The organism is uncultured Sphingomonas sp. (genome assembly GCF_937871615.1).
In the GTDB taxonomy this organism is placed as follows: domain Bacteria; phylum Pseudomonadota; class Alphaproteobacteria; order Sphingomonadales; family Sphingomonadaceae; genus Sphingomonas.
In genome coordinates this window covers 15,951-41,300 of sequence record NZ_CALMPA010000017.1, presented here as the reverse complement: position 1 = coordinate 41,300, position 25,350 = coordinate 15,951, and the positions used below count along the sequence as shown (strand labels likewise).

Below are 25,350 nucleotides of genomic sequence, written 5' to 3'. Positions count from 1 at the left end.
ATGATGGAATCGTTGCCGCTGGCCGGCCTCAAAGTAATTGAATTCACCCATATGGTCATGGGGCCGTCGATCGGGCTGATCCTTGGCGATCTTGGTGCTGACGTTGTCAAGGTGGAGCCGGAAGGCGGCGATCATACCCGTCGGCTGCTGGGGTCGGGCGCTGGCTATTTCCCGATGTTCAACCGCAATAAGCGGAGCATCTGTCTCGATTTGAAATCCGCCGCAGGCAAGGCTGATGCGCGTCGCCTGATCGATGAAGCGGATGTGGTGATCGAGAATTTCCGGCCCGGCGCGCTGGAAAAGCTCGGCCTTGGCCCGGATACGTTTCGGGAAAGCAACCCGCGTCTCATTTACTGCACGGCAAAGGGCTTTCTGAGTGGCCCTTACGGCCATCGCACCGCGCTGGACGAGGTTGCGCAGATGATGGGTGGGCTTGCCTATATGACCGGGCCTCCGGGCCGCCCGTTGCGGGCGGGGGCGTCGGTGATTGATGTCGCCGGGGGCATGTTCGGGGTGATCGGCATTCTTGCGGCACTGGAGCGGCGGCATCGGACCGGGGAGGGCGGCGAGGTGAAATGCTCGCTGTTCGAAACCACCGCTTTCCTCGTCGGCCAGCATATGGCGCAAGCCGCCGTGACGGGAACGCCCGCGCCACCAATGCCCGCGCGTATTTCGGCATGGGCGGTTTATGATGTGTTCGAGACGGCCATTCCCGATGAGCAATTGTTCGTCGGCGTGGTCAGCGACGCCCAATGGCAGGCGTTCTGCACGGAATTCGATCTCGCCGAATTTCTTGCCGACAAGGGATTGGCGGCGAACAACGATCGGGTGTTGCAGCGGGATCGCGTGCTCCCGCCGATTCGCGACTTGTTCGCCGGGATCCCCCGCGCGGCCATCGTTGCCCGGCTGGAGGCGATCGGGTTGCCATTCGCGCCCATTGCGCGTCCGGAGGACTTGTTCGACGATCCGCATCTGAAGACGGCGGGCGGGCTGGTCGATCTGACGCTGGAGAATGGCAAAGCCGTTTCCCTGCCGGCGCTGCCGCTGGAGATCGACGGTAAGAAACTTGCGTTGCACCGTGATCTTCCATTCCCCGGACAACATACAGACGAGGTGCTGAGCGAGGGCGTGGACAATTGAGCCGGACGATCTTCGACAAGATCTGGGACGCGCATCGCGTGACGCAGACGCCCGGCGGGCTCGATCTGATCCTGATCGACCGGGTGTTGCTGCACGAGCGCACTGGCGGCGTGGCGCTGCGCGGGTTGCACGAACGTGGGCTGCCGGTGTTCGCGCCGGATCAGGCGTTCGCGGTGATGGATCACATCATTGATACGCGCCCCGGTCGCACCGATCGGACGCTGATGCCAACCGGCACGGATTTCATCCACGCGACGCGTGAAGCGGCGGGGCGGGCCGGCATTCGCCTGTTCGATATCAATGATCCGCAGCAGGGGATCGTGCATGTGATGTCCCCGGAACTCGGCATCGTCCTGCCGGGCGCGACGCTGATCTGTCCTGACAGTCATACCTGTTCGCAAGGGGCGCTGGGGGCGCTCGCCTGGGGCATCGGTTCGTCCGAAGCGGAACATGCGCTGGCGACTTCTACGCTGCGGGTCCGCCGGCCACCGCGGATGCGCGTCCGGATTGACGGCGAACTGGCGCAAGGGGTTACGGCAAAGGATCTCGCGTTGGCGTTGCTCGGTCGCTTCGGTGTTGGCGGGGGCGCTGGGCATGTCGTCGAATATGCCGGCGCGGCGGTGCGTGCGCTGGATGTCGAGGCGCGGCTGACGCTTTGCAACATGGGTACGGAATTCGCGGCCTTCACCGCGATCATTGCGCCGGACGAAAAGGTGATCGATTTCCTGAAAGGTCGCCCCTTCGCCCCGAAGGGGGCGGATTGGGATGCCGCGATCGAGCAATGGTCGACGCTCGCCAGCGACAATGACGCGGAATTCGATGTCGAGCGGGTGTTCGACGCCAGTGATGTGGCCCCGATGATTACCTGGGGCACGAGCCCGCAACAGGTGGTGCCGATCGACGGTCTGGTGCCGGCGACCGGAGCAGGGCAGGGTGCACCCGAGAACCAGAAGCGAGCGCTCGAATATATGGGGCTGGAGCCGGGCGACCGGCTGACCGACCTCACCATCGACGCGGCGTTCATCGGATCGTGCACCAACAGCCGCCTCAGCGATCTGCGCCGCGCGGGAGCGCTCCTCCGGGGGCGCCATGTCGCGCCGGGGGTGAAAGCGATCTGCGTGCCCGGATCGACGCAGGTGAAGCGGCAGGCGGAAGCGGAGGGGCTGCACGAGGTTTTTCAGGCGGCGGGCTTTGAATGGCGTGAATCGGGTTGCTCGATGTGCTTCTTCGCCGGCGGCGAGAGTTTCGGCGCGCAGGAGCGGGTCATTTCCTCGACCAATCGCAATTTCGAAAGCCGGCAGGGGCCGGGCACGCGCACGCATCTGGCCTCACCGGAAACCGTCGCCGCCTCGGCGATCGCTGGCCGTATCGCCGATCCGCGCCAGGTAGCTGCGCAATGAAACCGTTCACCAAGGTAACCGCGATCGCTGCGCCGCTACTGCGCGACAATGTCGATACCGATGCGATCATCCCGTCGCGCGAAATGCGCAGCGTATCGAAAAATGGGCTGGCCGACGGCCTGTTCTCCGGCTGGCGCTACACCTCTATCGGATCACGCGATCCTCAGCCCGGTTTTGTGCTGAATAACCCTGTTTATGCCGGAGCAGAGATACTCGTCAGCGGCGCGAATTTCGGTTGTGGTTCCAGCCGTGAGCATGCGGTATGGGCGCTTGCCGAATATGGCTTCCGCGCGGTGGTCGCGCCCTCCTTCAATCCGATCTTTCTGGGTAACTGCGTCGCCAACGGCGTGGTGCCTGCGATGCTCGATCGCGCGTGGATCGAAGCGATCGTTCATTCGCTGGAGAATGACGCCGAACCAATGCTGACGGTTGATCTGGAAGCGCAGCGTGTCGTCCTTCCAAATGGCCCGAACTGGCGCTTCGAGATTGATCGGGACGCGCGCGAGATGCTCCTGGCGGGGCGCGACGCCATTGCCCAAACGCTTCAACTCGCGGAAGAAATAGAGCGCGCCCGCGCTCGCGATATGGCGGCACGGCCCTGGATTTATAGCACGATCACCCGGTCGTAGCCATCCGATGAAGGCCGCCCCGGGGCCGGTCAGTCGTTTGCAGGCTTGATGACGCGCTGCGCCGTTGCCCAACGACGGGGGCGATGCGACCCAAGGGTGACTGCGATCGGGAAGACGTTCAGTTCGGTTGGGGCGTAGTCGCGAAGCCATTGGCGGATTGGCGCGCGCAAGCCAGCGCCAGTCGCCGTGGGCGCCGCTCGACCCTCCCCAGCGGAGCACTGATTGGGGGCGCTGAGAGGAAAATAGCTCCCCGGACGTTGCCCCGGTGGGACGCCCGTTCGACGAAACGCGCGTAAAGTATTTGAAATAATGGCGCGCCCGGCAGGATTCGAACCTGCGGCCCCAAGCTTAGAAGGCTCGTGCTCTATCCAACTGAGCTACGGGCGCGCACGGGCATCGCCTAGCGCGGATTGCGGTCGGGCGAAACAGGTTGCATCATGCCGGGCATGAATGGGGGCGAGAGCGAGCCGCTGCGGGCGGTTGAGGCGCAGGCGGTTGCGGGGGGGCATTTCCGCTATTTCGATTTCGTGATGGCGGCGTTCGTCACCATCCTGCTGCTATCGAACGTCATCGGCGCGGGGAAGCGCGCGGTAGTCGATCTGCCGTGGATCGGGCCGTGGCCGTTCGGGGCGGGCATATTGTTCTTTCCGGTGAGCTATGTGCTGGGCGACGTGCTGACCGAGGTTTACGGCTATGCCCGCGCGCGGCGCTGCATCTGGGCGGGCTTTGGCGCGATGATCTTCATGGTGGTGATGTCATGGGTGGTGGTGGCGCTGCCGCCCGATGCGGGGTGGACGGGGCAGGCCGCTTACGAGAGCGTATTCGGCCAGGTGCCGCGCATCGTCGCGGCGTCGATCTGCGCCTTCTGGGCGGGCGAGTTCGCCAACAGCTTCGTCCTCGCCAAGATGAAGATCTGGACCGAGGGCAAATATCTGTGGACCCGCACGATCGGCAGCACGGTGGTGGGGCAGGGGGTGGACAGCCTGATCTTCTACCCGCTCGCCTTCATCGGCGCGCCGGACTGGCCGATCCACGCGATGCTGCTGGTGATGCTGAGCCAGTTCGTGCTCAAGGTATCGTGGGAGGTGCTGCTAACCCCGTTCACCTATGCGGTGGTTGGCTTCCTCAAGCGGCGCGAGGGGGTGGACGTGTACGATCGCCATACCGACTTCACCCCGTTCAGGGCGAAGGTTTGAGAAGGCCGAAGTTCACGAAGTTCACACGAATGTGTGAGTTGAATATTCCAGTTAAATGCAATTATAACAATATGTTATAGCGCATTATTGCCGTTCTCTCCGAGCTTGTCGAACGGCTGTCCTTCCTCTCGCAAGAAGGACAGTGCTTCGACAGGCTCAGTACGAACGGGAGGGGGGCGGAGCGTGATATCGCCCCGCCACGCCTCCCACATCAGTCCGCCAGTTCGAGCGCCACGGCGGTCGCCTCGCCGCCGCCGATGCACAGCGACGCAACGCCCTTCTTCCCGCCGCGATTCTGGAGCGCGGCGATCAGCGTGGCGATGATCCGCGCGCCCGATGCGCCGATCGGGTGGCCAAGCGCGGTGGCGCCGCCGTTGACGTTCACCTTGGCGTGATCGAGCCCGAGATCCTGCATCGCGATCATCGAGACGCAGGCGAAGGCCTCGTTCACTTCGAACAGGTCGACCTCGCCGGCTTTCCAGCCCGCTTTCGCCAGCACCTTCTCGATCGCCTTGACGGGCGCGGTGGTGAATTTCGCCGGCTCATGCGCATGGGCGGCGGTGGCGACGATCCGTGCGACCGGCTTCAGCCCCTTGGCCGCCGCGACGCTCTCACGCGTCAGCACCAGCGCGGCGGCGCCGTCGGAGATCGACGAGGCATTGGCGGCGGTGATCGTGCCATCCTTGGCGAAGGCGGGCTTGAGGTTCGGGATTTTCGACGCGTCGCCCTTCAGCGGCTGTTCGTCCTTGTCGATCGTCTCGACGCCCTTGCGTCCCTTCACCTCGACCGGGACGATCTCGCGATCGAACGCGCCCGATTGCTGCGCCGCCTGCGCGCGGGTGAGCGAGGCGATGGCGTAATCGTCCTGCGCGGCGCGGGTGAACTGATATTCGCCCGCCGTCGCCTCCGCGAACACGCCCATCGCCTTGCCCGGCTCATAAGCGTCCTCCAGCCCGTCGAGGAACATGTGATCCATCACGCGATCATGGCCGAGCCGCGCGCCGCCGCGATGCTTCTGGAGCAGATAGGGCGCGTTGGTCATGCTCTCCATCCCGCCGGTGACGATCAGGTCGACCGTACCGGCGGCAAGCGCCTCCGCACCCATGATCGCGGCCTGCATCCCCGATCCGCACATCTTGTTGACCGTGGTGGCCTCCACCGATTGCGGCAGGCCGGCCTTCAGCGCCGCCTGACGCGCGGGCGCCTGGCCCAGCCCGGCGGGAAGCACGCAGCCCATATAGATGCGCTCGACATCGCCGCCCGCGACGCCCGCGCGCTCGACCGCCGCCTTGACGACGGTGGCGCCAAGCTCGGTCGCGGACGCGCCTGCGAGGCTGCCCTGAAACGACCCCATCGGGGTGCGGGCGTAGGACAGAATAACGACGGAATCGGTGGTCATTTCGCTGCTCCGTTGATTTGCGTGCGATCTAGGCGGGGACGGCGCGCATTACAAACGATAGGACGAGCGGGATGGAGATGCTGGCTGCGCTACCCGGATGGATATGGCCGATATTGCTGGCATTAGCCGGCGCGATCGCGGGGAGCTTTCTCGCGACGATCGTGATCCGCTGGCCGGAAGGGCGCGGGGTGACGGCGGGGCGATCGGCGTGCGATTCCTGCGGGCGCACGCTGACGGCCCCGGAACTGGTGCCATTGGTTAGCGCGATGCTGCTTCGCGGGCGATGTCGCAACCCTGTTTGCGGCAAGCCGATCGACCCGCGACACTGGCAGATCGAGCTTGGTTGTGCGCTGATCGGCGTGGCGGCGGGCTATGTCGCGCCCGGCGTGGAGGGGGCGTTCGGGGCGCTGTTCGGCTGGCTACTGCTGACGCTCGCCGCGCTCGATGTGGCGGCGCTGTGGTTGCCCGATGTGCTGACCGGCACGCTGGCGCTCCTTGGGCTGGCGGCGGGCGCGCTCGGCGTCATGCCGTCGCTGGAGGAACGCGTGATCGGTGGGGCCGCCGGCTTCGCAAGTCTGTGGCTGATCGCGCGCCTGTATCGCGTGGTGCGTGGGCATGAGGGGCTGGGCGGCGGCGATCCCAAGTTGCTCGGCGCGATCGGGCTGTGGCTGGGCTGGCGGCTGTTGCCGGCGGTGGTGACGCTCGCGGCGCTTATCGGGCTGGGGCTGGCGCTGTTCGAGCGCGTGCGGGGGCGGGCGCTGCCGGCTAACGCCAAACTGCCGTTCGGGGCGTTCCTTGCCGTCGCGGCTTATCCCGCGTGGCTGATGATGATAGGGATGGCGGGATGATCGCGCTTCTTCTCGCGTTACTGGCCGATCCGCCCGCCCCGCCGGGGTCGATCGACGGCCTGCCGATCGGTCGGCTCGCGCCACAGGCTTTGCCCGCGCAGGGCTGTGCCGCGTATCTTTTCACGACCGGCACGACGCGGACGCTCGCCGCGATGGCGACGGCCGAGCCGGGCGCGATACGCCTGGTGCTGGACGGCGCGGTTACGGATTATCCGCGTGTCACACCGGGCGCCACGGCGAATTTCGGTTTCGCGCCCACGAGCGAATACCGGCTGGGCGATGTGACGATCACGCTCGATATGGCGGTAATCAGCGGCAGCGCGCTGACCGATGGCGCGTTGATATCCTCCGCCACGCTGAGGATCGACCGGGGCGCAAAGGATGGTATCGTGCTGCCGCTGGGCGGCCTGATCGGCTGCGCGAAAAAATAACAGGAGAGCGAGGATGCAGGAGATACTTGCGGCGCAACGCGAAAGCTTCATGGCCGCGTTGCCGGAGCCGCTGGCGTTGCGCAAGGACCGGCTGAAGCGCGCGATCGCGATGATCCGCGATAACGCCACGCGCTTCTGCGACGCGCTGTCGGAGGATTTCGGGCATCGCAGCGCGGATCAGACGATGGTTACCGATATCGCCGGCTCGATCGGGCCGCTGAACCACGCGCTGAAACATGTCGATCGCTGGGCGCGGCGGGACAGGAGATCGGTGCAATTCCCGCTTGGCCTGCTGGGCGCGCGGGCGTGGGTGGAATATCAGCCAAAGGGCGTCGTCGGCGTGATTTCGCCGTGGAACTTCCCCGTAAATCTCGTCATGGCGCCGCTTGCCGGCGTGTTCGCGGCGGGCAATCGCGCGATGGTGAAGACGAGCGAATATACGCCCGCCACCGCCGCGCTGTTCGAAGAAATCGTCGGCCGATATTTCGATCCGTCCGAACTGGTGTTCATCTCCGGCGGGCCTGAGGTGGGCAAGGCGTTTGCCGAGCTGCCGTTCGATCACCTGCTGTTCACCGGCGCGACCGGGATCGGCAAGCACATCCTCCACGCGGCGGCGGACAATCTTACCCCGGTAACGCTGGAACTGGGCGGCAAATCCCCGGTGATCGTGGGCGAGAATGCCGATGCCGCGCAGGTCGGGCAGCGCGTGGCGCTGGGCAAGATGCTCAACGCCGGGCAGATCTGTCTCGCGCCCGATTATGTGCTGGTGCCGTCCGCGCGCGAAGGGGAGGTGGTGCAAAGCCTCAAGAATGCGGCGAGCGCCATGTATCCCACGCTGCTCGCCAATCCGGATTACACCAGCATCGTCAACGACCGGCATTATCAGCGGCTCAACGCGTGGATCGACGATGCCCGCGCGAAGGGCGCGACGGTGGAGGTGGTGAACCCGGCGGGCGAGGATTTCGCCAGTACCAATTCGCGCAAGATGCCGCTGCACATCGTTCGCGACGTTACCGACGACATGACGCTGATGCAGGAGGAAATCTTTGGCCCCATCCTGCCGGTGCGCCGCTATGACGGGATCGAGGATGCGATCCGCCAGGTCAATCGGCGGGATCGTCCGCTGGGGCTCTATTATTTCGGGCCGGACGCGGGCGAGCGCCGCCGCGTGCTCGATCGCACGATATCGGGCGGCGTGACGCTGGACGATGTGGTGTTCCACGTTTCGATGGAGGATCTTCCGTTCGGCGGGGTCGGGCCATCGGGGATGGGGGCTTATCACGGCCGCGACGGCTTCGTGACGTTCAGCCACGCCAAGAGCGTGTTCAAACAATCACGACTCGATGTGGCGAAGCTTGCCGGGCTGAAGCCGCCCTATGGCGCCACGACTCGCAAGACGGCGGCGAAGCAGATCGGCTGATGTGAAAAGGGCGCCCCGTCATCCGGGGCGCCCGATATGGGCATCAATGCGCTGCGGACATTTCCTCTTTCACGCGCAATTTCTGTTTCTTGAGGTCGGCGACCAGAAACGTATCGGGCATCGGTCGATGCTCCTCCTCTTCAATCCGCCGGTCCAGCACCGCATGTTTGGCCTCAAGAGCCGAAAGATGCGCGGTTTGCATGACAGGAACCTCCTTTGTCAGGGTGAAGGGACTAAGGAGTAAATCACCGATCGCGCCAAATGTCGCCCTCGATTTTATGTGGTTTCGCCCGGCGGCGGCGACAACGGGATATTGCGCGCGCGACACGATAATTTGTCGCCCACAGCACCCCCGGATTCTGCTACGGTCGGCGATGGAGGGCGAGTGGGTGGACGACAGCGATATTGCGGCACGGCTGAACACGTTGCGGACCGAACACCGCGATCTCGACGCGGCGATCGTCGCGCTGGGGAGCGGCGGGCCGGTGGATCAGCTCCAGATGGCGCGCCTCAAGAAGCGCAAGCTGCGCCTGCGCGACGAGATCGCGGTGCTGGAGGATCGGCTGATTCCGGACATCATCGCCTGACGCGGGCGCGTGCAGCCGGAACCGATACGGCCCCGGCCTGTTTTTCCGTTTTGGGACGTGACGCCGGGAAACGATGGGTGCAGCGGCCGTGGCGAAGAAGCGCAAAACCTGTCACGCATCATCCATGGGCGAGGGACATTATGATTCGGCGGTGCACCGCCGGTTGATCGACGGTCTTTATACAGAAGCGATGCTGCTGGCCGACGAGGCGCGAAGCTATTTCGATGAAGGCGGGCGGGTGGAGCGCGAGGCGCTGCCGCCGATGATGCGCGTCAGCTTCTCCTGCGAATCGCTGAAGGTGACGACGCGGCTGATGCACGTGATCGCCTGGCTCCTGACGCAGCGCGCGGTGCAGCAGGGCGAAATCGCCGCACGCGACGCGCTCGATCCTTCGCGCAGATTGGGCGAGGCGCCGACGACGGAAAGCGATCTGCTGCGCGATCTGCCCGAACAGGCGCGGCAGATGGTGGCGTCGAGCATCGAATTGCACCGCCGCGTCGCGCGGCTCGATGCGGCGCAGCTTGTCGGGATGCCGGATGAAAGCCCGGCACGGCGGATGCTCGATCGCCTGTCGCTCGCCTTCTGACGCGATTCGAATCCCGCCGCCCGGCGCGTGAACCAGACGGGCGGCGCGCGGTTCGAAAGCAGCCGCGCGCCGCCTCGCGCGATTTATGCCGCCGCCGCCAGCCCCAGACGCGCGCGCGCGGCCAGATATTCGCGCTCGATCCGTTCGATCCGCTCGGCCACCGGCTCGACTTTGCTGACCGCGCCGATGCCCTGGCCCGAGCCCCAGATATCGCGCCACGCCTTGGCCTTGGCGCCGTTGCTCTGGCCGAAGTTCATCGTCTTGTAATCGCCCTCGGGCAGGTTTTCCGGATCCAGCCCCGCCGCGACGATCGAGCCGCGCAGATAATTGCCGTGAACCCCGGTGAACAGGTTTGAATAGACGATATCCGCCGCGCGGCCCTCGACGATGCCGTTCTTATAGCCTTCGTCGGCATTGGCTTCGGCGGTGGCGATGAAGGGGGAGCCGATATAGGCGAAATCAGCGCCCATCGCCTGCGCCGCCAGCACCGCGTCGCCAGTCGCGATCGACCCGGAAAGCGCGACCGGGCCATCGAACCACTGGCGGATTTCCGAAACGATCGCGAACGGCGAGAGCCGGCCGGCATGGCCGCCAGCGCCCGCGGCGACCGGGATCAGCCCGTCGGCGCCCTTTTCGATCGCCTTGCGCGCGAAACGGTCGTCGATCACGTCGTGGAAGGTGATACCGCCCCAATTGTGGACCGCCTGATTCAGCTCCTCGCGCGCGCCGAGCGAGGTGATGGTGATCGGCACCTGCCACTTTTCGCAGGTGGCGAGATCGGCCTCCAGCCGGTCGTTTGACTTGTGAACGATCTGGTTGACCGCGAACGGAGCGGCGGGGCGATCAGGATGGGCGCGATTATGCGCGGCGAGTTCTTCCGTGATGCGGTGCAGCCATTCGTCGAGCAGCCCCTGCGGCCGCGCATTGAGCGCGGGGAAGGAGCCGACGATGCCGGCCTTGCATTGCGCGATCACCAGATCCGGGCCGGAGATGATGAACAGCGGCGAACCGATGATCGGAAGACGCAGGCGGGAGAGGATTGCGGGTATCGACATAACCGGCGTTATGTCGGCGGTCCGCGCGCCTGTCCATCGCCTCTCGCGCGGTTTTCAGCGTGGTTATGCCGGGTCGATGCGCTTTAATTCGGTCGTCGCCTCGCGCGCCTTGCCGACATAGCTTTGCGCCGAGAGCTTGAGGAAGGCGATCGTCTTTTCATCCAGCTTCCGCACGGCCCTGGCCGGAGAGCCGACGATCAGGCTGCCGGGCTCGAATGTCTTCCCCTCCGTCACCAGCGCGCCCGCGCCGACGATGCAATCTTGCGGGATCACCGCGTGATTGAGCACGATCGCCCCCATGCCGATCAGCGCGCGATCGCCCACCGTGCAGCCGTGGAGGATCGCGTGATGCCCCACGGTGCAATCCGCGCCCACGGTGCATGGCGCGCCGGGATCGGAATGGAGCATCGCGCCGTCCTGAAAGTTGCTGCGGGCGCCGATCGCGATCGTGGTGTTGTCCGCGCGAATCACCGCGCCGAACCACACGCTCGCTTCCTCCGCCAGCACGACATCGCCGATCAGGTCCGCGCTGGGGGCGGCCCAGGCCGTGGCGTGGCAATCCGGCTGCTTTCCGCGAAATTCGTAGAGCGGCATCTTCCCTCCTCATGTGCCACGTCAGGACAGTCCCGCGTTAACGCTCTTTGGCGATGGCGGAAATCGTAAATAGAATATTAACTCATCGCCATGAAACGACCGCTTGTCCTCACCAATGAAGCCGCAGGTCATCCGTTTCGCCGGATCTTGCCGCCGCCCAGCATCGCCCCCGCGCCGCGCGGCGACGATCACGATCTGAAACTGTTCGTGCTGAGCTTCACGGCCTTTTTCATCTGCTTCTGGACTTTTTTGGTATAGCGGCACGCCGGCAGCTTCCGGCACATGGAGAGGATGGTGGCATGGAACAGATGCTTGCCGCATGGCGGCCACGGATGTTGAGCGTGCTTCGGATCATGGCCGCGTTGCTCTTTATGGAGCATGGCCTGATGAAGCTGTTCGCTTTCCCGCTGCCGCAACCTGGCGTGCCGGAGCCGCTGCCGACGATCCTCTATGCGGCGGCGATTATCGAGATTGCCGGCGGCGCGCTGATCGCGCTGGGATTGTTCACCCGGCCTGCCGCCTTCATCTGCGCCGGCGAGATGGCGATCGGCTATTTCACCGCCCATGCCAGCCATGGTTTCTGGCCGGCTGCGAACGGCGGGGATGCGGCGATCCTGTTCTGCTTCGTCTTTCTTTATATCGCGGTCGCCGGGCCGGGTAGCTGGAGCATCGACGCGGCAAGCTCCTCCCGCACGAGATAGCGGCGGGCTACCGTTTCGCCATGCGCGGGCGATAGGAAACGCTTGCCGTTCCGAACGCCTGCACCGGCATGAACAAACCTTGCCCGGTGGGGATCACGCGCCCGTGGGTAACCTCGCCGATATCGGCGCGGAGCACGAAATCGCCCTGCCGGCGCTCGGCGATGGCGGCGCGAGCGGAGCGCAGCACCTTGGCATAATCCTTCGCGAAATCCTGCGTCAGCGATTCGCGAATCGCCTCCACCACCTCCGGCGTTTGGAACAGCCGGATCAGCAGATTGACCGTATCGCGATTGGTGTTGGCGGCGACGCGCAGATCGCGGATTTCGACGCGCTCGGAATTGGCCGCGTTATATGGCTCGCCGGTCAACCACACCCGCCCGCTGATGTGCCCGATCAGCCCCGATTTCAGCTTCGCGTCGACCGTGACGCCCACCGCGAGCCGGTTGCCCTCGGTCGCGTAGATCGTGACCTCGCCGAACCGCGCATCGACCGGCCCCGCCCTGGGGATGGTGATCCCGCGCGCGGCGAGTTTGGCGAGCGCGCGCGCCACCACCGGCTCAAGCTGCGCGTAATCGGCGAGCACCGGAATCTGGAACGCGAGCCGGGGCGGCTTCGTCTGTCGGACGAGATCGGGAAGCGGGGTGGGCGCCGGATCGGTGGGGCGATCGCCAACGAAGGTCTGCGTCAGCGCCTCGGCCGTCGCGGTGAGTTCGAGATTGCGACCGCGCACCTTATAGCCAGCGAAGCCGATCCGCGTCGGGACGATGCGGAGCCACACCGGCGGGTTGTCATGGTTCAGTTCGAGCGTGGTGAAAGCCTGCGGCCACACCTTCGCCGCTTCCTTGCGCAGATCGAGCGCGCGGAGCTGTTTGGGAAGATCGCGTTCGAGCCTGGCGACCACCTCGGCCAGCTTGCCATCCGCCTTGTCGACGAAGGTGATGCGCTTGCCGAACAGCGTGACGCCGGGGGGTGTCGTCCAGTCATAATCAATCGAGACCTTGGCGGTGGGGGTCCAGTCAGGCTTGATATCGAGCCGGATATCGGCGTGCGCGGTCGCCGCGCCGGTCGCCGTTTCGCGATCTATCAGGCCGCCGATATCCTCGGCGCTGATCGTTGCGCGGACGGGGAGCGTGAGGCGCAGGGTGCTCCCGCTGCCGCCGAGCGTAACGCGTCCGCGCCGCACCGTGCCGACGATGCGGCAGCGCAGATCGGGCGTGATCCTGATCCGCGTGCCGAACACCGCGATGCGCTGCGCGGGGACGCATTTGTCTTCCACGCGGTTGATCGACCACAAGGTCTGCGGCATTTCCCGGTTGAGCGTGCGCTCCAGATCGGCGAGCCGCGCGGTGATCGGCACCGAAATGGCGGAAGGCGTTTCGGGCAATCTCAGCGGGGTTTCGAGTCGCGGCGGCGGCGGCGATGCCGGCTGACGATGGCATCCCGTAAGGGCCACCGTTCCGGCGATGACGATCGCCAGCAAACCGGATTTGCCATGCCGCCCGTTCATATGGCGCGGATCGTGCCGCGTTGCGGGCTATCCGTCGATAGCGGCGGAAGATTTTTTCCTTAAAGGCGCCGTGCCGGCGCCCTTTCGTCCCATGAAGCTGTCGTTCGATCAGTCTCAGGGATTTTAGCGATTGGACAGTCTGTCAGACGCGCGCAATCATCCCGCGCCACTAAGAGCACAACCATAGGAGCGGATGAGCGATGAACGTCGAAGCGCAATGCCCGATGAACGGCGGAAAGCTGGAAGGCGATGCCGTCCTGTTCGAGATGACCAACCGGCTGTGGTGGCCGAACATGCTCGATCTCTCCGTCCTCCACCAGAACCCGCCGGCGGGCGATCCGATGGGGACGGAATATGATTATGCCACGGAGTTCAAGACGCTCGATCTGGCGGCTGTGAAACGCGATATCTTCGCCCTGATGACCACGTCGCAGGAATGGTGGCCGGCGGATTTCGGCCATTATGGCCCGCTGTTCATCCGCATGGCATGGCATAGCGCGGGCACCTATCGCATCGGCGACGGGCGCGGCGGCGCGGGGAATGGCACGCAACGCTTCGCCCCGCTCAACAGTTGGCCCGATAACGCCAATCTCGACAAGGCCCGCCTGCTCCTGTGGCCGATCAAGCAGAAATACGGGCGCAAGCTTTCGTGGGGCGATCTGCTGATCCTCGCGGGGAATTGCGCCCTGGAATCAATGGGCTTCAAGACGGCGGGCTTCGGCGGTGGCCGCGTCGATATCTGGGAGCCTGAATCCGAGGTCCGCTGGGGGCCGGAGCGTGAATGGCTCGCCACCAGCGACAAGCCGAACAGCCGCTATTCGGGCGAGCGCGATCTGGCGAATCCGCTGGCGGCGGTGCAGATGGGGCTGATCTACGTCAATCCCGAAGGGCCGGATGGTAACCCCGATCCGCTCGCGGCGGCGGTCGATATCCGTGAAACCTTCGCGCGCATGGCGATGAACGACGAGGAGACGGTCGCGCTGATTGCGGGCGGCCACACCTTCGGCAAGACGCATGGCGCGGCGGTGCCCGATCAATATGTCGGGCCGGAGCCTGCCGCCGCCGGGATCGAGCAGCAGGGATTGGGCTGGGCCAACAGCTTCGGCACCGGCAATGCCGGCGATACGATCACCAGCGGGCTTGAGGTAACCTGGACCGCGACGCCGACGAAATGGGACGATACCTTCTTCAAGGCGCTGTTCGAAAACGAATGGGAATTGAGCAAGAGCCCGGCGGGCGCGCATCAATGGGTGGCGAAGGATTCGGCGGAGACCGTGCCCGACGCGCACGATCCTTCGAAGCGCCATCGCCCGACGATGCTGACGACCGATCTCTCGCTGCGCTTCGACCCTGTCTATGCGAAGATTTCGCGGCGTTTCTACGAGAATCCCGATGCCTTCGCGACGGCGTTCGCCGAGGCATGGTTCAAGCTCACCCACCGCGACATGGGGCCGCACGAACTGCTGCTCGGTGCCGATGCGCCGGCTGAGCCGCGCATCTGGCAGGATCCGGTGCCCCCGGTCACGCATCCGCTGATCGACGCGGCGGATGCGGAGGCGCTGAAGGCGAAGATCCTCGCATCCGGCCTGTCGATCGCGCGGCTGGTCAAGACGGCATGGGCATCCGCATCGACCTTCCGTGGCACTGACAAGCGCGGCGGCGCGAACGGCGCGCGCATCCGCCTCGCACCACAGAAGGATTGGGCGGTGAACGAGCCCGCCGAACTCGCCGATACGCTGGTGAAGCTTGAAGCGATCCAGCGTGATTTCAATGCCGGCGGCAAGAAGGTGTCGCTCGCCGATCTGATCGTGCTCGGCGGCAATGCGGCGGTGGAAGCGGCGGCGAAGAAGGCTGGGCACGACGTGAAAGTGCCGTTCACGCCGGGCCGCACCGATGCTTCGCCCGAACAGACCGACGCGGAATCCTTCGCCCCGCTGGAGCCGAAAACCGATGGCTTCCGCAATTATTCGGGCGGCGGAACCGATCTCTCACTGGAGGAGGCGCTGGTCGACCGGGCGCATCTGCTGACGCTGACCGCGCCGGAAATGACCGTGCTGGTGGGTGGATTGCGCGTGCTGGGCGCGAACCACGGCGGGTCTAGCCTCGGCGTGTTCACCGATCGCAAGGAAGTGCTGACCAATGATTTCTTCGCCAATCTGCTCAAGACGAGCACGGCGATGAAATGGGTGGCGGCAGGGGACGGCACCTTCATCGCGCATGATCGCAAGTCTGGCGAGAAGAAGCTGGCGGGCACGCGGGTCGATCTGATCTTCGGTTCGAACGCGCAGCTTCGCGCGCTGGCGGAGGCTTATGCCACGGATGATGCGGCGGATCGCTTCGTCGCCGCCTTCGTCAAGGCATGGGCCAAGGTGATGAACCTCGATCGGTTCGATATCCGGTGATCGCGCTGGCCCGCTTTCCCACCGGGAGGGCGGGCCATGATCGGGGCGCTCGCCGGTTGCCGACCGGGGCGGCACCGCCTATCTCCCGAACATGGCAACGATCGTATCCGAAATCGCGCTTTCCCCCGCCGCCGCCGCGCGCGTCGCGGCGATCGCGGCGAAACAGGGCAAGCCCGCGATCCTGCGGCTGTCGGTGGAGGGGGGCGGCTGTTCCGGCTTCCAATATCGCTTCGGCCTTGCCGATGCCGTCGAACCTGGCGACGTGACGGTGGAAACCGATGGCGTGACGCTGGCGGTGGACGATGTGAGCATTGATCTCGTGCGCGGCGCTTCGGTCGATTATGTCGAATCGCTCGGGGGTGCGGCGTTCAAGGTCGAAAATCCGGTCGCGGCGTCGGGCTGCGGCTGCGGCACCAGCTTTTCGGTCTGATCGCGCGTGAAGATCGTCAGCTATAATGTGAACGGCATCAAGGCGCGGCTGCCGCGGCTGGTGGAATATCTCACCGAGCAGCAGCCCGATATCGTCTGCCTTCAGGAACTGAAATCGAGCGACGAAACCTTCCCCGAGGCCGAGATTCGTGCCGCCGGCTATGGCGCGGTGTGGCACGGGCAAAAGGGCTTCAACGGCGTGGCCGTGCTCGCGCGCGGGGCCGATCCGGTCGAGCGCCAGCGCGGGCTGGAGGGCGAGCCGGAGGACGAGCACAGCCGCTATCTCGAATGCGCGGTCGACGGGCTGGTGGTCGCGTCGATCTACCTTCCCAACGGCAATCCGCAGCCGGGGCCGAAATTCGATTACAAACTGCGCTGGATGGAGCGGCTGGCGCGGCGCGCCCGCGCCCTGCTGGCGGAGGAAGTGCCGACGGTGCTGGCGGGTGACTATAACGTCATCCCCAACGACGATGACGTTTATTCCACCCGCGCGATGGCCGATGATGCGCTGATGCAGCCGGAAAGCCGCGCGGCCTATCGCGCGCTGCTGGCGCAGGGGTGGACCGATGCTCTGCGCACGCGCCATCCTCAGGGGCGAGTGTGGACCTTCTGGGATTATCAGGCGGGCGCGTGGCAGCGCGACGCGGGCTTTCGCATAGATCATCTGCTGCTCAGCCCGGCGGTTGCGGACCGGCTGGCCGAGGCGGGGGTCGATCGCGATTACCGTGGCCGGGAAAAGGCCAGCGATCACGCGCCGACCTGGGTGCGGATTCGCTAGAGTCGGTCGCCGGCGGCCAACCTCAATCGCAGGCGAGGTGCAGCCTCTGCGCCAGCCACGCCGATACGAAGCACATCGCGACGATCGCCAGCAGCAGATCGTTGGGGGTGACGCCGATCGCGGTCAGCCCGGCGACGGCGGCCGATCCGATCGTCATGGCGCCGGCATTTACCACATTGTTCGCCGCCACCGTTCGCGCTGTCTGATCCTTGGCCACGGTGGTGGTCAGAAACGCATAGAGCGGCACGACGAACATGCCGCCGAACACCGCGATGCCGACAAGCGACAGTAGCATGAACGCCGCGCCGGGATGGCGGATGAACCCCTCTATCCCGTAGAGCGTGCCGGCGGGTGCCGGCGCCCAGCCGCGCACCGAAAACCAGAAGGCCAGCACCGCGCCCGCCATCGCGATCACGGAAGCCGGGGAATATTTCGCGGAGATATGCCCGCGCAGCATCAGATTGATGACCACCGATCCGATCGCGACGCCAATGGAAAAGATCGCGAGCACCAAGCTCGCCACGCTGGCGTTCGAGGTGAGCACATTCTTCACCAGCGGCGGGAAGATCACCACCAGCACCGATCCGATCGTCCAGAAGAAACTGATCGCGCAGATCGCGAGGAACAGGCGCGGGATGTGCATCGTCCCGTTAATCAGCCGCCATGACGCGCGAAACGGATTGAGATCGAGCGTCAGCGCCGGCCCGAGCCGAGGTGCTGGGGGCACCTGACGCGCGGTGAGATAGCCCGCGAGCGCCACCGCGAAGGTGACGAGTGCTACGATCGCCACCGAATGATAGATGAAGCCGGCGAGTATCGTGCCCATCAGGATCGAAAGATAGGTGCCCGCCTCCACCAGCCCGGTGGCGCCAAGCACGTCATCCTCCTCCAGATGTTGGGGCAGGATCGCATATTTGATCGGGCCGAAGAAGGTGGAGTGGATGCCAAGCCCGGTAACCGCCGTCAGCATCAATATGACCGGAATGGTCTGAACCCCGGCGCGTGCGAGCAGCAGGCCGGCGCTGCCCATCGCCATGATCGCGAATTCGGCGATCTTCACATAGCGGATGATCCGCGCCTTGTCGGTGGTATCGGCGATCTGCCCGGCCAGCGCGGAAAAAAGGAAGAAGGGCAGGATGAACAGCCCCGCCGCCAGCGCGTTGAAAAAGCTTTCCTGCCGCGAATCCGCGAAAATCTCATAGGTCGCGAACAGCACCATCGCCGTCTTGAACAGATTGTCGTTGAACGCCCCAAGGAATTGCGTGGAGAAAAGCGGCAAGAAACGTCGACGCTTGAGAAGCCCGAGGGCGTTTATCATGACGCTGGTTATGCCCTGCTACATACGGATTTGGCGGAGGCATAGCCCAGCGCGGGGACCGACGCCAACCGCTAAACATCGCATATGGGACGGATATGATTGGCGGGTTTCGCCGGGGCCGTTGCGGCATCGGGAAGGGGTGCTTCGGGTTCAAGCTCAATCAGGGCCGCTATGCGGCGGGCGGCGTCGCTGCGCCGGTTACGATGCTTGCGTGTCGCGCCCTCCTTGTTCTTTGCCTGACACCATAAAGCCGCTTCCGGCACGGCGTTGTCTTGATTGAGTTTGAACCCTAAGTCCTGTCGCGATGCTGACCGTGCCGAATCTGCTGACCCTGTCGCGAATCGTCGCCTTGCCGCTGCTTGTCGCGTGTCTGTGGTGGCCGGCCTGGGCGGCGGGCTATTGGCTGGCCTTCGCGCTTTATTGTCTGATGGGCATCACCGATTATTTCGACGGCTATCTGGCCCGCGCGCAGGGCACCGTATCGAAGCTCGGTGTGTTCCTCGATCCGATCGCGGACAAGATCATGGTGGCCGCGGTCGTGCTGATGCTGGTGGCGACGCGCGATATCGAGGGCATCCATCTGATTGCGGCGCTCATCATCCTGCTGCGCGAGATCGCGGTATCGGGATTGCGCGAGTTTCTGGCGCAACTCCAGGTGTCCGTGCCGGTTTCGCGGCTGGCGAAATGGAAGACGACGTTGCAACTCGTCGCGCTCGGCGCGCTGATCCTCGGCGGCGCGGTGCCGGCGGAGGCGTGGGTGAAACAGGTCGGCCTCGTTTCGCTGTGGGGTGCGGCGGTGCTCACCATCGTCACCGGCTGGGATTATCTGCGCGTCGGTCTGAAGCACATGGACTGATGCGGCTCGTTTATTTCGCCTGGGTACGCGAACGCATCGGCGTGGGCGAGGAGGAAGTGGACCCGCCCGCGGAAATCGCCACGGTCGCCGCGCTGGTCGACTGGCTGGCGCGGCGCAGCGCGGGCCATGCCGCCGCCTTCGCGGATCGCGATCGTTTGCGCGCGGCGGTGGATCAGGCGTTCGTGCCGCTCGACGCCCCGCTCGCCGGTGCGCGCGAAGTGGCGCTGTTCCCGCCGGTGACGGGCGGATGATCTTCGTCCGCATAGCGTCGGAGCCGATCGACATCGCCGCCGAACATGCGCGCATCGAGCAGGGCGGGGCAGTGGCGACCTTCACCGGGCTGGTCCGCGCCGACGATGGCGTGGAGGAACTGACGCTCGAACATTATCCCGGCGCGACCGAGATGGCGCTGACGCGGCTGGCGGAGGAAGCGGTGGCGCGCTGGTCGCTCGGCGCCGCCTCGATCGTTCACCGTGTCGGCGCGATGCGGCCAGGCGAGCGGATCGTGTTCGTCGGCACCTGTGCCCCGCATCGCGCGGCGGCGCTGGAGGCGTGCGCGTTCCTGATCGACCGGCTCAAGACCGACGCGCCGTTCTGGAAACGCGAGACGCGCGGCGCGGAGGCGCGCTGGGTGAATGCACGCGCGAGCGATCAGCGCGCGGCGGAGAAATGGTCGCGCTGAGGGGCAGGGGGCGCCCGCACTTCGAGCGGTTTTCGCTCCCACTGCATCGGATCGCCGCTCGATTTCCCTTTATTTGTCGCGAGTTCCGAGCCGGTCGGTGATTCCACCTACCTTGAAATCGCTTTAGGCCTGCTCCGCCAGCACCTCCGCCAGCAGCAGGAAGTCGCGCTCACGCGGGGAGGCCTTGCGCCACGCCAGCGCGATCGTGCGCAACGGATGCTCGCCGGCGAGCGGGCGCGCGCGGATGTGGGTGTGTTCGAGGATCCCCGCCTTCAGCGCCATTTCCGGCAGCATCGTCACGCCCAGCCCGTTGTCGACCATCTGGACGATCGTGTGGAGCGAAGTGCCGAGCATCTGCGCTTCCGCGCGCAATTCGGGGCGGTTGCACGCCGCGAGCGCATGTTCCTTCAGGCAGTGGCCGTCTTCCAGCAGCAAAAGCCGCGTCTCGTCGATCTCATCGGCCGAAACCGGGGTCGCCACGGCGGGCAGTTCTCCATCCGGAAACGCCACGAACAGCCGATCGTCGAACAATGGCTGCGTCGCCACTTCGCCGCAGGCATAAGGCAGCGCGAGCAGCACGCAATCCGCGCGCCCGTTGTTGAGCGATTCGCAGGCCGCCGCGCTCGGCTCCTCGCGCAGATACAGTTTGAGATCGGGATAATCCGCGCGCAACCGGGGCAGGATGCGCGGCAGCAGGAAGGGGGCGATCGTGGGGATCACGCTCATCCGCAACTCGCCCGATAACGGCCGACCGGCGGCGCGCGCCATGTCGCCCAGTTCCTCCGCCTCGCGCAGCACCTTGCGCGCCTTGGCCGCGATTCGTTCACCGAGCGGGGTGAAACGCACCACGCGGCGCGTGCGCTCAACGAGGGTCACGCCGATCAGGGTTTCCAACTCGCGCAGCCCCGCCGACAGCGTCGATTGCGTGACGTAGCAGCTTTCCGCCGCGCGACCGAAATGGCCGTGATCCTTCAGCGCGATCAGATATTGCAACTGCTTCAGCGTCGGGAGGTAGATCTGCGTCATTGATCGCCTCAATCAATCAAGGCGAACGGAATAGCCTATTGGATCAATTAAACGAAGGCCTATATGTGTTGCGGCGCAAGAGGCGAACAATCGCCCGCGTAACGAAAACAGGAGATGGATGCGATGGAGGCCCGGATTCTATAACCAGGAGGCCATATAATATGCTGACCATCGGCAATTCCTTCCCCGCCATCAACGTTCCCGTCCAGCAGGGCACCAATGCGCTGCCGGCAGGCGAGACGCTCGACCTCACCACCGCCTATCCGGGCAAGTGGAAGGTGCTGTTCTACTGGCCGAAGGATTTCACCTTCGTCTGCCCGACGGAGATCGTCGGCTACAGCCAGCTCAAGGGCGATTTCGAGGATCGTGACGCGGTGCTGATCGGCGCCTCGACCGATACCGCGCACGTCCACCTCGCATGGCGCAAGTCGGATGCCGATCTCGCGGCGGCTGATTTCCCGTGGCTCGCGGACAATGGCGCGAAGCTGGCGGAAGCGCTCGGCATTCTCGACAAGAACGAGCATGTCGCGTTCCGCGCCACCTTCATCATTGATCCGGACAATGTGATCCAGGCGGTGCAGGTCAACGGCCTGAACGTCGGTCGGAACCCGGCGGAGACGCTGCGCGTGCTCGATGCGCTGCAGACCGACGAACTGTGCCCGTGCAACTGGAACAAGGGCGACGACGTGCTGCAGATCGCGGCATAATCCCCAAACCTGTTTAGGGCGCGGGACCATCGCGGTTTCGCGCCCTTTTTCTTGGCCTGAGGAGATAGAAAATGGCGCTCAAGGAATTCGCGGGCGGTCTGCCCGATTTCGCCAAGGACATCCGGCTCAACGTCGGCTCGCTGCTCAACGAAACGGTGCTGAACGATCAGCGCAAATATGGCACGCTGCTCGCCTGCGCGTATGGCTCCGGATATAAGCCGCTGGTCGACGCGACCGAGGCCGAAGTGGCCGACAAGCTCTCGCCAGAGGCCGCCAATGCGGCGCGCGCCGCGGCGGCGGTGATGGCGATGAACAACGTCTATTATCGCTTCGTCCACCTCGCCTCGAACGAGGAATATGGGAAAATGCCGGCCAAGCTGCGCATGAACGTGATTGGCGCGCCAGGGATCGAGAAGGTCGATTTCGAGCTGTTCAGCCTTGCGGTCAGCGCGATGAACGGCTGCGGCATGTGCATTGATTCGCACGAGCAGGTGTTGAAGAAATCCGGCGCCACCGCCGAGATGATCCAGACGGCGGCGCGCATCGGCGCGGTGATGAAGGCGGTCGCGACCGTCCACGCCGCGACGGCCTGAACGCAATTCGCGGCAGCGGCTGGCTCGCCGTCTCGTGACGGTGGAGCCGGTCGGCGCGGTTGCTAGAACAGGAAGGTGTGGAGAATGCCGTAGGCGCTGGTGAGGGTCAGCACGATGCCGACGAGCACGAGCATCACCCGCACGGGAATGCGCTTCGCCATCACCGCACCCAGCGGGGCGGCGGCGACGCCACCGATCAGCAACCCGATCGTCGCCGTCGCGAAATCGCGCACGCCCAGTTCGAGGATGAATGTGGCGGATACCGCCGCGGTCAGGAAAAATTCCACCGCGTTGACGGTGCCCACAACGCGGCGCGGCTCCACCCCCTGCACCAGTAGGTTGGACGTGACCACCGGCCCCCAGCCACCGCCGCCCGCCGCATCGAGGAAGCCGCCGATCAGCCCCAGCGGCTCGACTACCCTGGGCTTTGCCTGACGATGCCTGAGCGTCGCGGCGCGGATCAGCAGATAGAGCCCGACCAGCACCAGATAACCGAGCACGAAGGGCTTCACGGCGCTCGCGTCGATATTGCTCAGCAGATAGGCGCCGCTCACCCCGCCGATCAGTCCCGGTATCAGCAAACGCAGGAACAGCCGCCGGTCGACATTCCCGTGGAGCATATGGCTGATGCCGGAGACGGCGGTGGTGAAGGTCTCGACAATATGGATATTGGCGGAGGCGCGCGCCGGCGCCATGCCCATCACCGCGACGAGCAACGTGTTGCAGATGATGCCGAACGCCATGCCGAGCGCGCCATCGACGATCTGTGCGGCGAAACCGACAAGGATGAAGGGCAAAAGGGTATCGGCGCCGGCAAGCGTCAGGTCCAAACAGTTTTCTCCCGTGGGCCGCTGGTGTTACTGAATCGGCCTTCATAGACAAACCCGATTCCGGAGCCTTGGTTGCGGACAGGCGAAATCGGCGCGCTGCTGGAAATCGCGCGGGCGATTGCCTAAATGCTCGTTCTTCTAGGGGAAGACACGTCATGGCCGGACTGACGGCATATCTCGATTCGATCCGCGCGCGCGATCCCGCGCCGCATTCTCGGCTCGAAATCCTGCTTTATCCGGGGGTCTGGGCGCTGGCGTGGCACCGTGTTGCGCATCGCCTCTATCGCTCGCGGCTCTATTTCCTGGCGCGGCTGGTCAATCATTTTTCCCGCTTCATGACCGCGATCGACATCCATCCCGGCGCGACGATCGGGCGCAATTTCTTTATCGACCATGGCTTTGTCGTGATCGGCGAGACGGCGGAAATCGGCGACGATGTGACGATCTACCAATGCGTCACGCTAGGCGGCACCAGCCCGGATAACGGCGTTGCCGGCAAGCGGCATCCGACGATCCTTGACGGCGCGATCATCGGATCGGGCGCGCAGGTGCTCGGCCCGATCACGATCGGTCGTCGCTCGCGTGTCGGCGCGAACGCGGTCGTGACGAAGGACGTGGCCGAAGGCGCGGTGATGGTCGGCATTCCGGCGCGCGCGACGGTGGTGGAAGGCGGGCAGGCCGATGCGCCGAAATTCGTGCCTTATGGCACGCCGTGCAGCGAGATATTCGATCCCGCGACGCAGAAGGTGGAATTGCTGCGTTGCGAGCTTGAGGTGATGCGCCGCCGCCTCGATGCGCTGATGGAGGAACAGGCCGGCACCGATCGCGCGGCGACCCGCGCCTGATGGGGGTCGTCACCCCTTTTCCCGCCGCCACGGCCACGCAGCGGTGGCCGGGCCAGATCGGCTTCGAGCGGATGGAACTGACGCGGATTCTTGATCTTTATGGCCGGATGGTCGCTGCCGGGCATTGGCGGGATTATGCGATTGATCTTGGCCGGGATGCCGCGATTTTCGCCGCTTTCCGCCGCGCGGCGGAGCGCCCTGAGTTCCGCATCGAAAAGCGCCCGGCGCTGCGTAATCGACAGGGCATGTGGGCGCTCGTCAACGAGGCCGGTGCGGTGCTGAAACGCGGGCACGAGCTTGGCCCGGTGCTGGCGCCGGTGGAGCGCCGGCTGCTGAAACTGGTCGAGAGTTGATTTCTCCTTCCCCGGCAATGCGCTGCCGGGGAAGGAGAAACGGAGGGCCGGGCGGATCAGCCGCCGGCGAGCTTCTTGCCGATCAGCATTGATTGCGCGGCGCCGGAATCGGGCACGATCTCGCTCGCGCGATCGGTGATTTCGGCCCAGTGTTTCTGGATGCCTTCTGGGGACAAATCGTCGCCGGCAAGCAGCTTGCCCTGCGTCAGCGTGACATAGCTGGCCTGGAACACGCCCGCGCCGGCGCCCACGATCTGGTTGCTCGGCGCATCCTCGCTGACGAGGAACAGCGCGGCCGGAACGACCTTGTCCGGGGAGAAGGCCTTGAACGCATCTTCCGGGAAAAGATCCTCGGTCATGCGCGTGCCCGCAACGGGAGCGATCGTGTTGACCTTGATGTTGTTCTTCGCGCCTTCGAGATACAGCGTCTTGGTAAGCCCCGCGAGCCCGAGCTTCGCCGCGCCGTAATTCGCCTGGCCGAAATTGCCGAACAGGCCGGTGGACGAAGCGGTCATCAGCACGCGGCCATAATTCTGCTCGCGGAAGGTTTCCCAGCACGCCTTGGTCGCCATGGCCGAGCCGATCAGGTGGACCTTGACGACGAATTCGAAATCCGCCGGTTCCATCTTGGCGAAAGTCTTGTCGCGCAGGACGCCGGCGTTGTTTATCAGGATGTGGACGCCGCCCCATTTTTCCTTTGCGCGGGCGACCATTTCCACCATCTGCTCGTATTCGGTGACACTCGCGCCATTTGCCATGGCGGTGCCGCCGGCGGCCTCGATTTCCGCCACAACCTTCTGCGCGGCATCGGACGCGCCGCTGCCGGTGCGATCGCCGCCGAGATCGTTGACGACGACCTTCGCGCCGCGACGGGCAAGCTCAAGCGCATATTCGCGGCCAAGGCCGCCGCCGGCGCCAGTGACGATGGCTACCCTGTCGTCGAAACGGATGGACATGGAAAAGGCGCTCCTTCGATCGGAATGAAGCGCCTTTCCATACTCATCATTCAAACGGGCGCAACCACCGGCTTGCTGTGGT

General features: G+C 65.0%; 30 protein-coding genes and 1 tRNA gene. 21 read left to right on the top strand and 10 right to left on the bottom strand.

From position 1 onward, the window contains the following. Genes Q0316_RS03435 through leuD form a run of 3 tightly spaced genes read left to right on the top strand, consistent with a single transcriptional unit; the run spans position 1 to position 3,169 of the window. The gene (locus tag Q0316_RS03435; protein ID WP_367179615.1) at positions 1 to 1,140 is read left to right on the top strand and encodes a CaiB/BaiF CoA transferase family protein; all 1,140 of its coding nucleotides are present in this window, start codon (positions 1 to 3) and stop codon (positions 1,138 to 1,140) included. Continuing rightward, positions 1,137 to 2,540, top strand: coding sequence for a 3-isopropylmalate dehydratase large subunit (locus tag Q0316_RS03430; protein WP_298669735.1), 1,404 nt, complete (start codon positions 1,137 to 1,139; stop codon positions 2,538 to 2,540). The genes Q0316_RS03435 and Q0316_RS03430 overlap by 4 nt, the downstream gene beginning before the upstream one ends. Then, a complete protein-coding gene (gene leuD, locus Q0316_RS03425) occupies positions 2,537 to 3,169 on the top strand; it encodes a 3-isopropylmalate dehydratase small subunit (RefSeq protein ID WP_298669733.1) in 633 nt (210 codons plus the stop codon). Before Q0316_RS03430 ends, leuD begins: the two co-directional genes overlap by 4 nt. 310 nt (positions 3,170 to 3,479) lie before the next feature. Here the strand turns inward: leuD and Q0316_RS03420 are convergent. Then, positions 3,480 to 3,556, bottom strand: a tRNA-Arg gene (locus tag Q0316_RS03420). Between the two features lie 59 nt (positions 3,557 to 3,615). Between Q0316_RS03420 and Q0316_RS03415 the strand changes: the two genes are divergently transcribed. After that, entirely contained in the window at positions 3,616 to 4,365 is a 750-nt protein-coding gene (locus Q0316_RS03415) for a queuosine precursor transporter (protein ID WP_298669730.1), read from the top strand. A gap of 211 nt (positions 4,366 to 4,576) precedes the next feature. Here Q0316_RS03415 and Q0316_RS03410 read toward each other — a convergent pair whose 3' ends face one another. Then, positions 4,577 to 5,764, bottom strand: coding sequence for an acetyl-CoA C-acyltransferase (locus tag Q0316_RS03410; protein WP_298669727.1), 1,188 nt, complete (start codon positions 5,762 to 5,764; stop codon positions 4,577 to 4,579). A 77-nt stretch (positions 5,765 to 5,841) separates the two neighbouring features. Here Q0316_RS03410 and Q0316_RS03405 point away from each other — a divergent pair, with 77 nt between their 5' ends. Genes Q0316_RS03405 through Q0316_RS03395 form a run of 3 tightly spaced genes read left to right on the top strand, consistent with a single transcriptional unit; the run spans position 5,842 to position 8,463 of the window. Beyond that, positions 5,842 to 6,612: an A24 family peptidase gene (locus Q0316_RS03405; protein WP_298669794.1), complete on the top strand. Its 771-nt coding sequence runs from the start codon at positions 5,842 to 5,844 to the stop codon at positions 6,610 to 6,612. After that, a complete protein-coding gene (locus Q0316_RS03400) occupies positions 6,609 to 7,043 on the top strand; it encodes a hypothetical protein (RefSeq protein ID WP_298669724.1) in 435 nt (144 codons plus the stop codon). The genes Q0316_RS03405 and Q0316_RS03400 overlap by 4 nt, the downstream gene beginning before the upstream one ends. A 13-nt stretch (positions 7,044 to 7,056) precedes the next feature. Further along, positions 7,057 to 8,463 carry a coniferyl aldehyde dehydrogenase gene (locus Q0316_RS03395; protein WP_298669721.1) on the top strand — a complete coding sequence of 469 codons (1,407 nt, stop codon included), beginning with the start codon at positions 7,057 to 7,059 and terminating at the stop codon, positions 8,461 to 8,463. Positions 8,464 to 8,506: 43 nt separating this feature from the next. On the opposite strand, the gene Q0316_RS03390 is transcribed toward Q0316_RS03395, so the two are convergent. After that, positions 8,507 to 8,665: a YdcH family protein gene (locus Q0316_RS03390; protein ID WP_298669718.1), complete on the bottom strand. Its 159-nt coding sequence runs from the start codon at positions 8,663 to 8,665 to the stop codon at positions 8,507 to 8,509. A 187-nt stretch (positions 8,666 to 8,852) separates the two neighbouring features. Between Q0316_RS03390 and Q0316_RS03385 the strand changes: the two genes are divergently transcribed. After that, on the top strand, positions 8,853 to 9,050 hold the full coding sequence (locus tag Q0316_RS03385; RefSeq protein WP_298669715.1) for a DUF465 domain-containing protein: 198 nt from the start codon (positions 8,853 to 8,855) through the stop codon (positions 9,048 to 9,050). A 124-nt stretch (positions 9,051 to 9,174) separates the two neighbouring features. Then, on the top strand, positions 9,175 to 9,636 hold the full coding sequence (locus Q0316_RS03380) for a DUF1465 family protein (RefSeq protein ID WP_298669712.1): 462 nt from the start codon (positions 9,175 to 9,177) through the stop codon (positions 9,634 to 9,636). 83 nt (positions 9,637 to 9,719) lie between these two features. Here Q0316_RS03380 and Q0316_RS03375 read toward each other — a convergent pair whose 3' ends face one another. Together Q0316_RS03375 and Q0316_RS03370 are read right to left on the bottom strand one after the other, a co-directional pair. Next, positions 9,720 to 10,691, bottom strand: a complete 972-nt coding sequence (locus Q0316_RS03375) for a nitronate monooxygenase family protein (protein ID WP_298669709.1) — start codon at positions 10,689 to 10,691, stop codon at positions 9,720 to 9,722. A gap of 63 nt (positions 10,692 to 10,754) precedes the next feature. Continuing rightward, positions 10,755 to 11,285 (bottom strand): gamma carbonic anhydrase family protein, encoded by a 531-nt coding sequence (locus Q0316_RS03370; protein WP_298669706.1) that lies wholly within the window; start codon positions 11,283 to 11,285, stop codon positions 10,755 to 10,757. A 90-nt stretch (positions 11,286 to 11,375) separates the two neighbouring features. On the opposite strand from Q0316_RS03370, the gene Q0316_RS03365 reads away from it, so the two are divergent. Next, positions 11,376 to 11,543: a hypothetical protein gene (locus Q0316_RS03365; RefSeq protein WP_298669704.1), complete on the top strand. Its 168-nt coding sequence runs from the start codon at positions 11,376 to 11,378 to the stop codon at positions 11,541 to 11,543. A gap of 41 nt (positions 11,544 to 11,584) precedes the next feature. Further along, entirely contained in the window at positions 11,585 to 11,986 is a 402-nt protein-coding gene (locus Q0316_RS03360; protein ID WP_298669701.1) for a DoxX family protein, read from the top strand. A 7-nt stretch (positions 11,987 to 11,993) separates the two neighbouring features. On the opposite strand, the gene Q0316_RS03355 is transcribed toward Q0316_RS03360, so the two are convergent. Then, positions 11,994 to 13,493: a DUF4403 family protein gene (locus tag Q0316_RS03355; protein ID WP_298669698.1), complete on the bottom strand. Its 1,500-nt coding sequence runs from the start codon at positions 13,491 to 13,493 to the stop codon at positions 11,994 to 11,996. Between the two features lie 200 nt (positions 13,494 to 13,693). Between Q0316_RS03355 and katG the strand changes: the two genes are divergently transcribed. The 3 genes from katG to xth all read left to right on the top strand — a co-directional run bounded on the left by katG (position 13,694) and on the right by xth (position 17,102). Next, positions 13,694 to 15,895 carry a catalase/peroxidase HPI gene (gene katG / locus Q0316_RS03350; RefSeq protein WP_298669695.1) on the top strand — a complete coding sequence of 734 codons (2,202 nt, stop codon included), beginning with the start codon at positions 13,694 to 13,696 and terminating at the stop codon, positions 15,893 to 15,895. 91 nt (positions 15,896 to 15,986) lie between these two features. Then, positions 15,987 to 16,325, top strand: coding sequence for an iron-sulfur cluster assembly accessory protein (locus Q0316_RS03345; protein WP_298669692.1), 339 nt, complete (start codon positions 15,987 to 15,989; stop codon positions 16,323 to 16,325). Positions 16,326 to 16,331: 6 nt separating this feature from the next. Then, positions 16,332 to 17,102, top strand: a complete 771-nt coding sequence (gene xth, locus Q0316_RS03340; protein ID WP_298669689.1) for an exodeoxyribonuclease III — start codon at positions 16,332 to 16,334, stop codon at positions 17,100 to 17,102. Between the two features lie 22 nt (positions 17,103 to 17,124). On the opposite strand, the gene Q0316_RS03335 is transcribed toward xth, so the two are convergent. Beyond that, entirely contained in the window at positions 17,125 to 18,420 is a 1,296-nt protein-coding gene (locus Q0316_RS03335) for an MFS transporter (RefSeq protein ID WP_298669686.1), read from the bottom strand. Positions 18,421 to 18,724: 304 nt separating this feature from the next. Here Q0316_RS03335 and pgsA point away from each other — a divergent pair, with 304 nt between their 5' ends. From pgsA to Q0316_RS03320, 3 genes are read left to right on the top strand one after another with little or no spacing between them, the layout of a single operon-like run. After that, complete coding sequence (gene pgsA, locus Q0316_RS03330) at positions 18,725 to 19,276, top strand: CDP-diacylglycerol--glycerol-3-phosphate 3-phosphatidyltransferase (RefSeq protein WP_298669683.1); 552 nt, start codon at positions 18,725 to 18,727, stop codon at positions 19,274 to 19,276. Beyond that, a complete protein-coding gene (gene moaD / locus Q0316_RS03325; protein ID WP_298669680.1) occupies positions 19,276 to 19,527 on the top strand; it encodes a molybdopterin converting factor subunit 1 in 252 nt (83 codons plus the stop codon). Before pgsA ends, moaD begins: the two co-directional genes overlap by 1 nt. Further along, positions 19,524 to 19,958 carry a molybdenum cofactor biosynthesis protein MoaE gene (locus Q0316_RS03320; protein WP_298669677.1) on the top strand — a complete coding sequence of 145 codons (435 nt, stop codon included), beginning with the start codon at positions 19,524 to 19,526 and terminating at the stop codon, positions 19,956 to 19,958. Before moaD ends, Q0316_RS03320 begins: the two co-directional genes overlap by 4 nt. Positions 19,959 to 20,081: 123 nt before the next feature. Here Q0316_RS03320 and Q0316_RS03315 read toward each other — a convergent pair whose 3' ends face one another. Beyond that, a complete protein-coding gene (locus Q0316_RS03315; RefSeq protein WP_298669674.1) occupies positions 20,082 to 20,984 on the bottom strand; it encodes a hydrogen peroxide-inducible genes activator in 903 nt (300 codons plus the stop codon). Between the two features lie 161 nt (positions 20,985 to 21,145). Between Q0316_RS03315 and Q0316_RS03310 the strand changes: the two genes are divergently transcribed. Next, positions 21,146 to 21,691, top strand: a complete 546-nt coding sequence (locus Q0316_RS03310) for a peroxiredoxin (protein ID WP_298669671.1) — start codon at positions 21,146 to 21,148, stop codon at positions 21,689 to 21,691. 71 nt (positions 21,692 to 21,762) lie between these two features. Continuing rightward, complete coding sequence (locus Q0316_RS03305) at positions 21,763 to 22,284, top strand: carboxymuconolactone decarboxylase family protein (protein WP_298669668.1); 522 nt, start codon at positions 21,763 to 21,765, stop codon at positions 22,282 to 22,284. Positions 22,285 to 22,346: 62 nt separating this feature from the next. Here Q0316_RS03305 and Q0316_RS03300 read toward each other — a convergent pair whose 3' ends face one another. Then, the gene (locus Q0316_RS03300) at positions 22,347 to 23,114 is read right to left on the bottom strand and encodes a sulfite exporter TauE/SafE family protein (protein WP_298669665.1); all 768 of its coding nucleotides are present in this window, start codon (positions 23,112 to 23,114) and stop codon (positions 22,347 to 22,349) included. A 155-nt stretch (positions 23,115 to 23,269) separates the two neighbouring features. Between Q0316_RS03300 and epsC the strand changes: the two genes are divergently transcribed. Both epsC and Q0316_RS03290 read left to right on the top strand, forming a co-directional pair. Further along, positions 23,270 to 23,959 carry a serine O-acetyltransferase EpsC gene (gene epsC, locus Q0316_RS03295; protein ID WP_298669662.1) on the top strand — a complete coding sequence of 230 codons (690 nt, stop codon included), beginning with the start codon at positions 23,270 to 23,272 and terminating at the stop codon, positions 23,957 to 23,959. Next, positions 23,959 to 24,312 (top strand): DUF2794 domain-containing protein, encoded by a 354-nt coding sequence (locus Q0316_RS03290; RefSeq protein WP_298669659.1) that lies wholly within the window; start codon positions 23,959 to 23,961, stop codon positions 24,310 to 24,312. The genes epsC and Q0316_RS03290 overlap by 1 nt, the downstream gene beginning before the upstream one ends. Positions 24,313 to 24,368: 56 nt before the next feature. Here the strand turns inward: Q0316_RS03290 and Q0316_RS03285 are convergent, their stop codons facing one another. Beyond that, positions 24,369 to 25,268 carry an SDR family NAD(P)-dependent oxidoreductase gene (locus Q0316_RS03285; protein WP_298669655.1) on the bottom strand — a complete coding sequence of 300 codons (900 nt, stop codon included), beginning with the start codon at positions 25,266 to 25,268 and terminating at the stop codon, positions 24,369 to 24,371. Positions 25,269 to 25,350 lie beyond the last annotated feature (82 nt).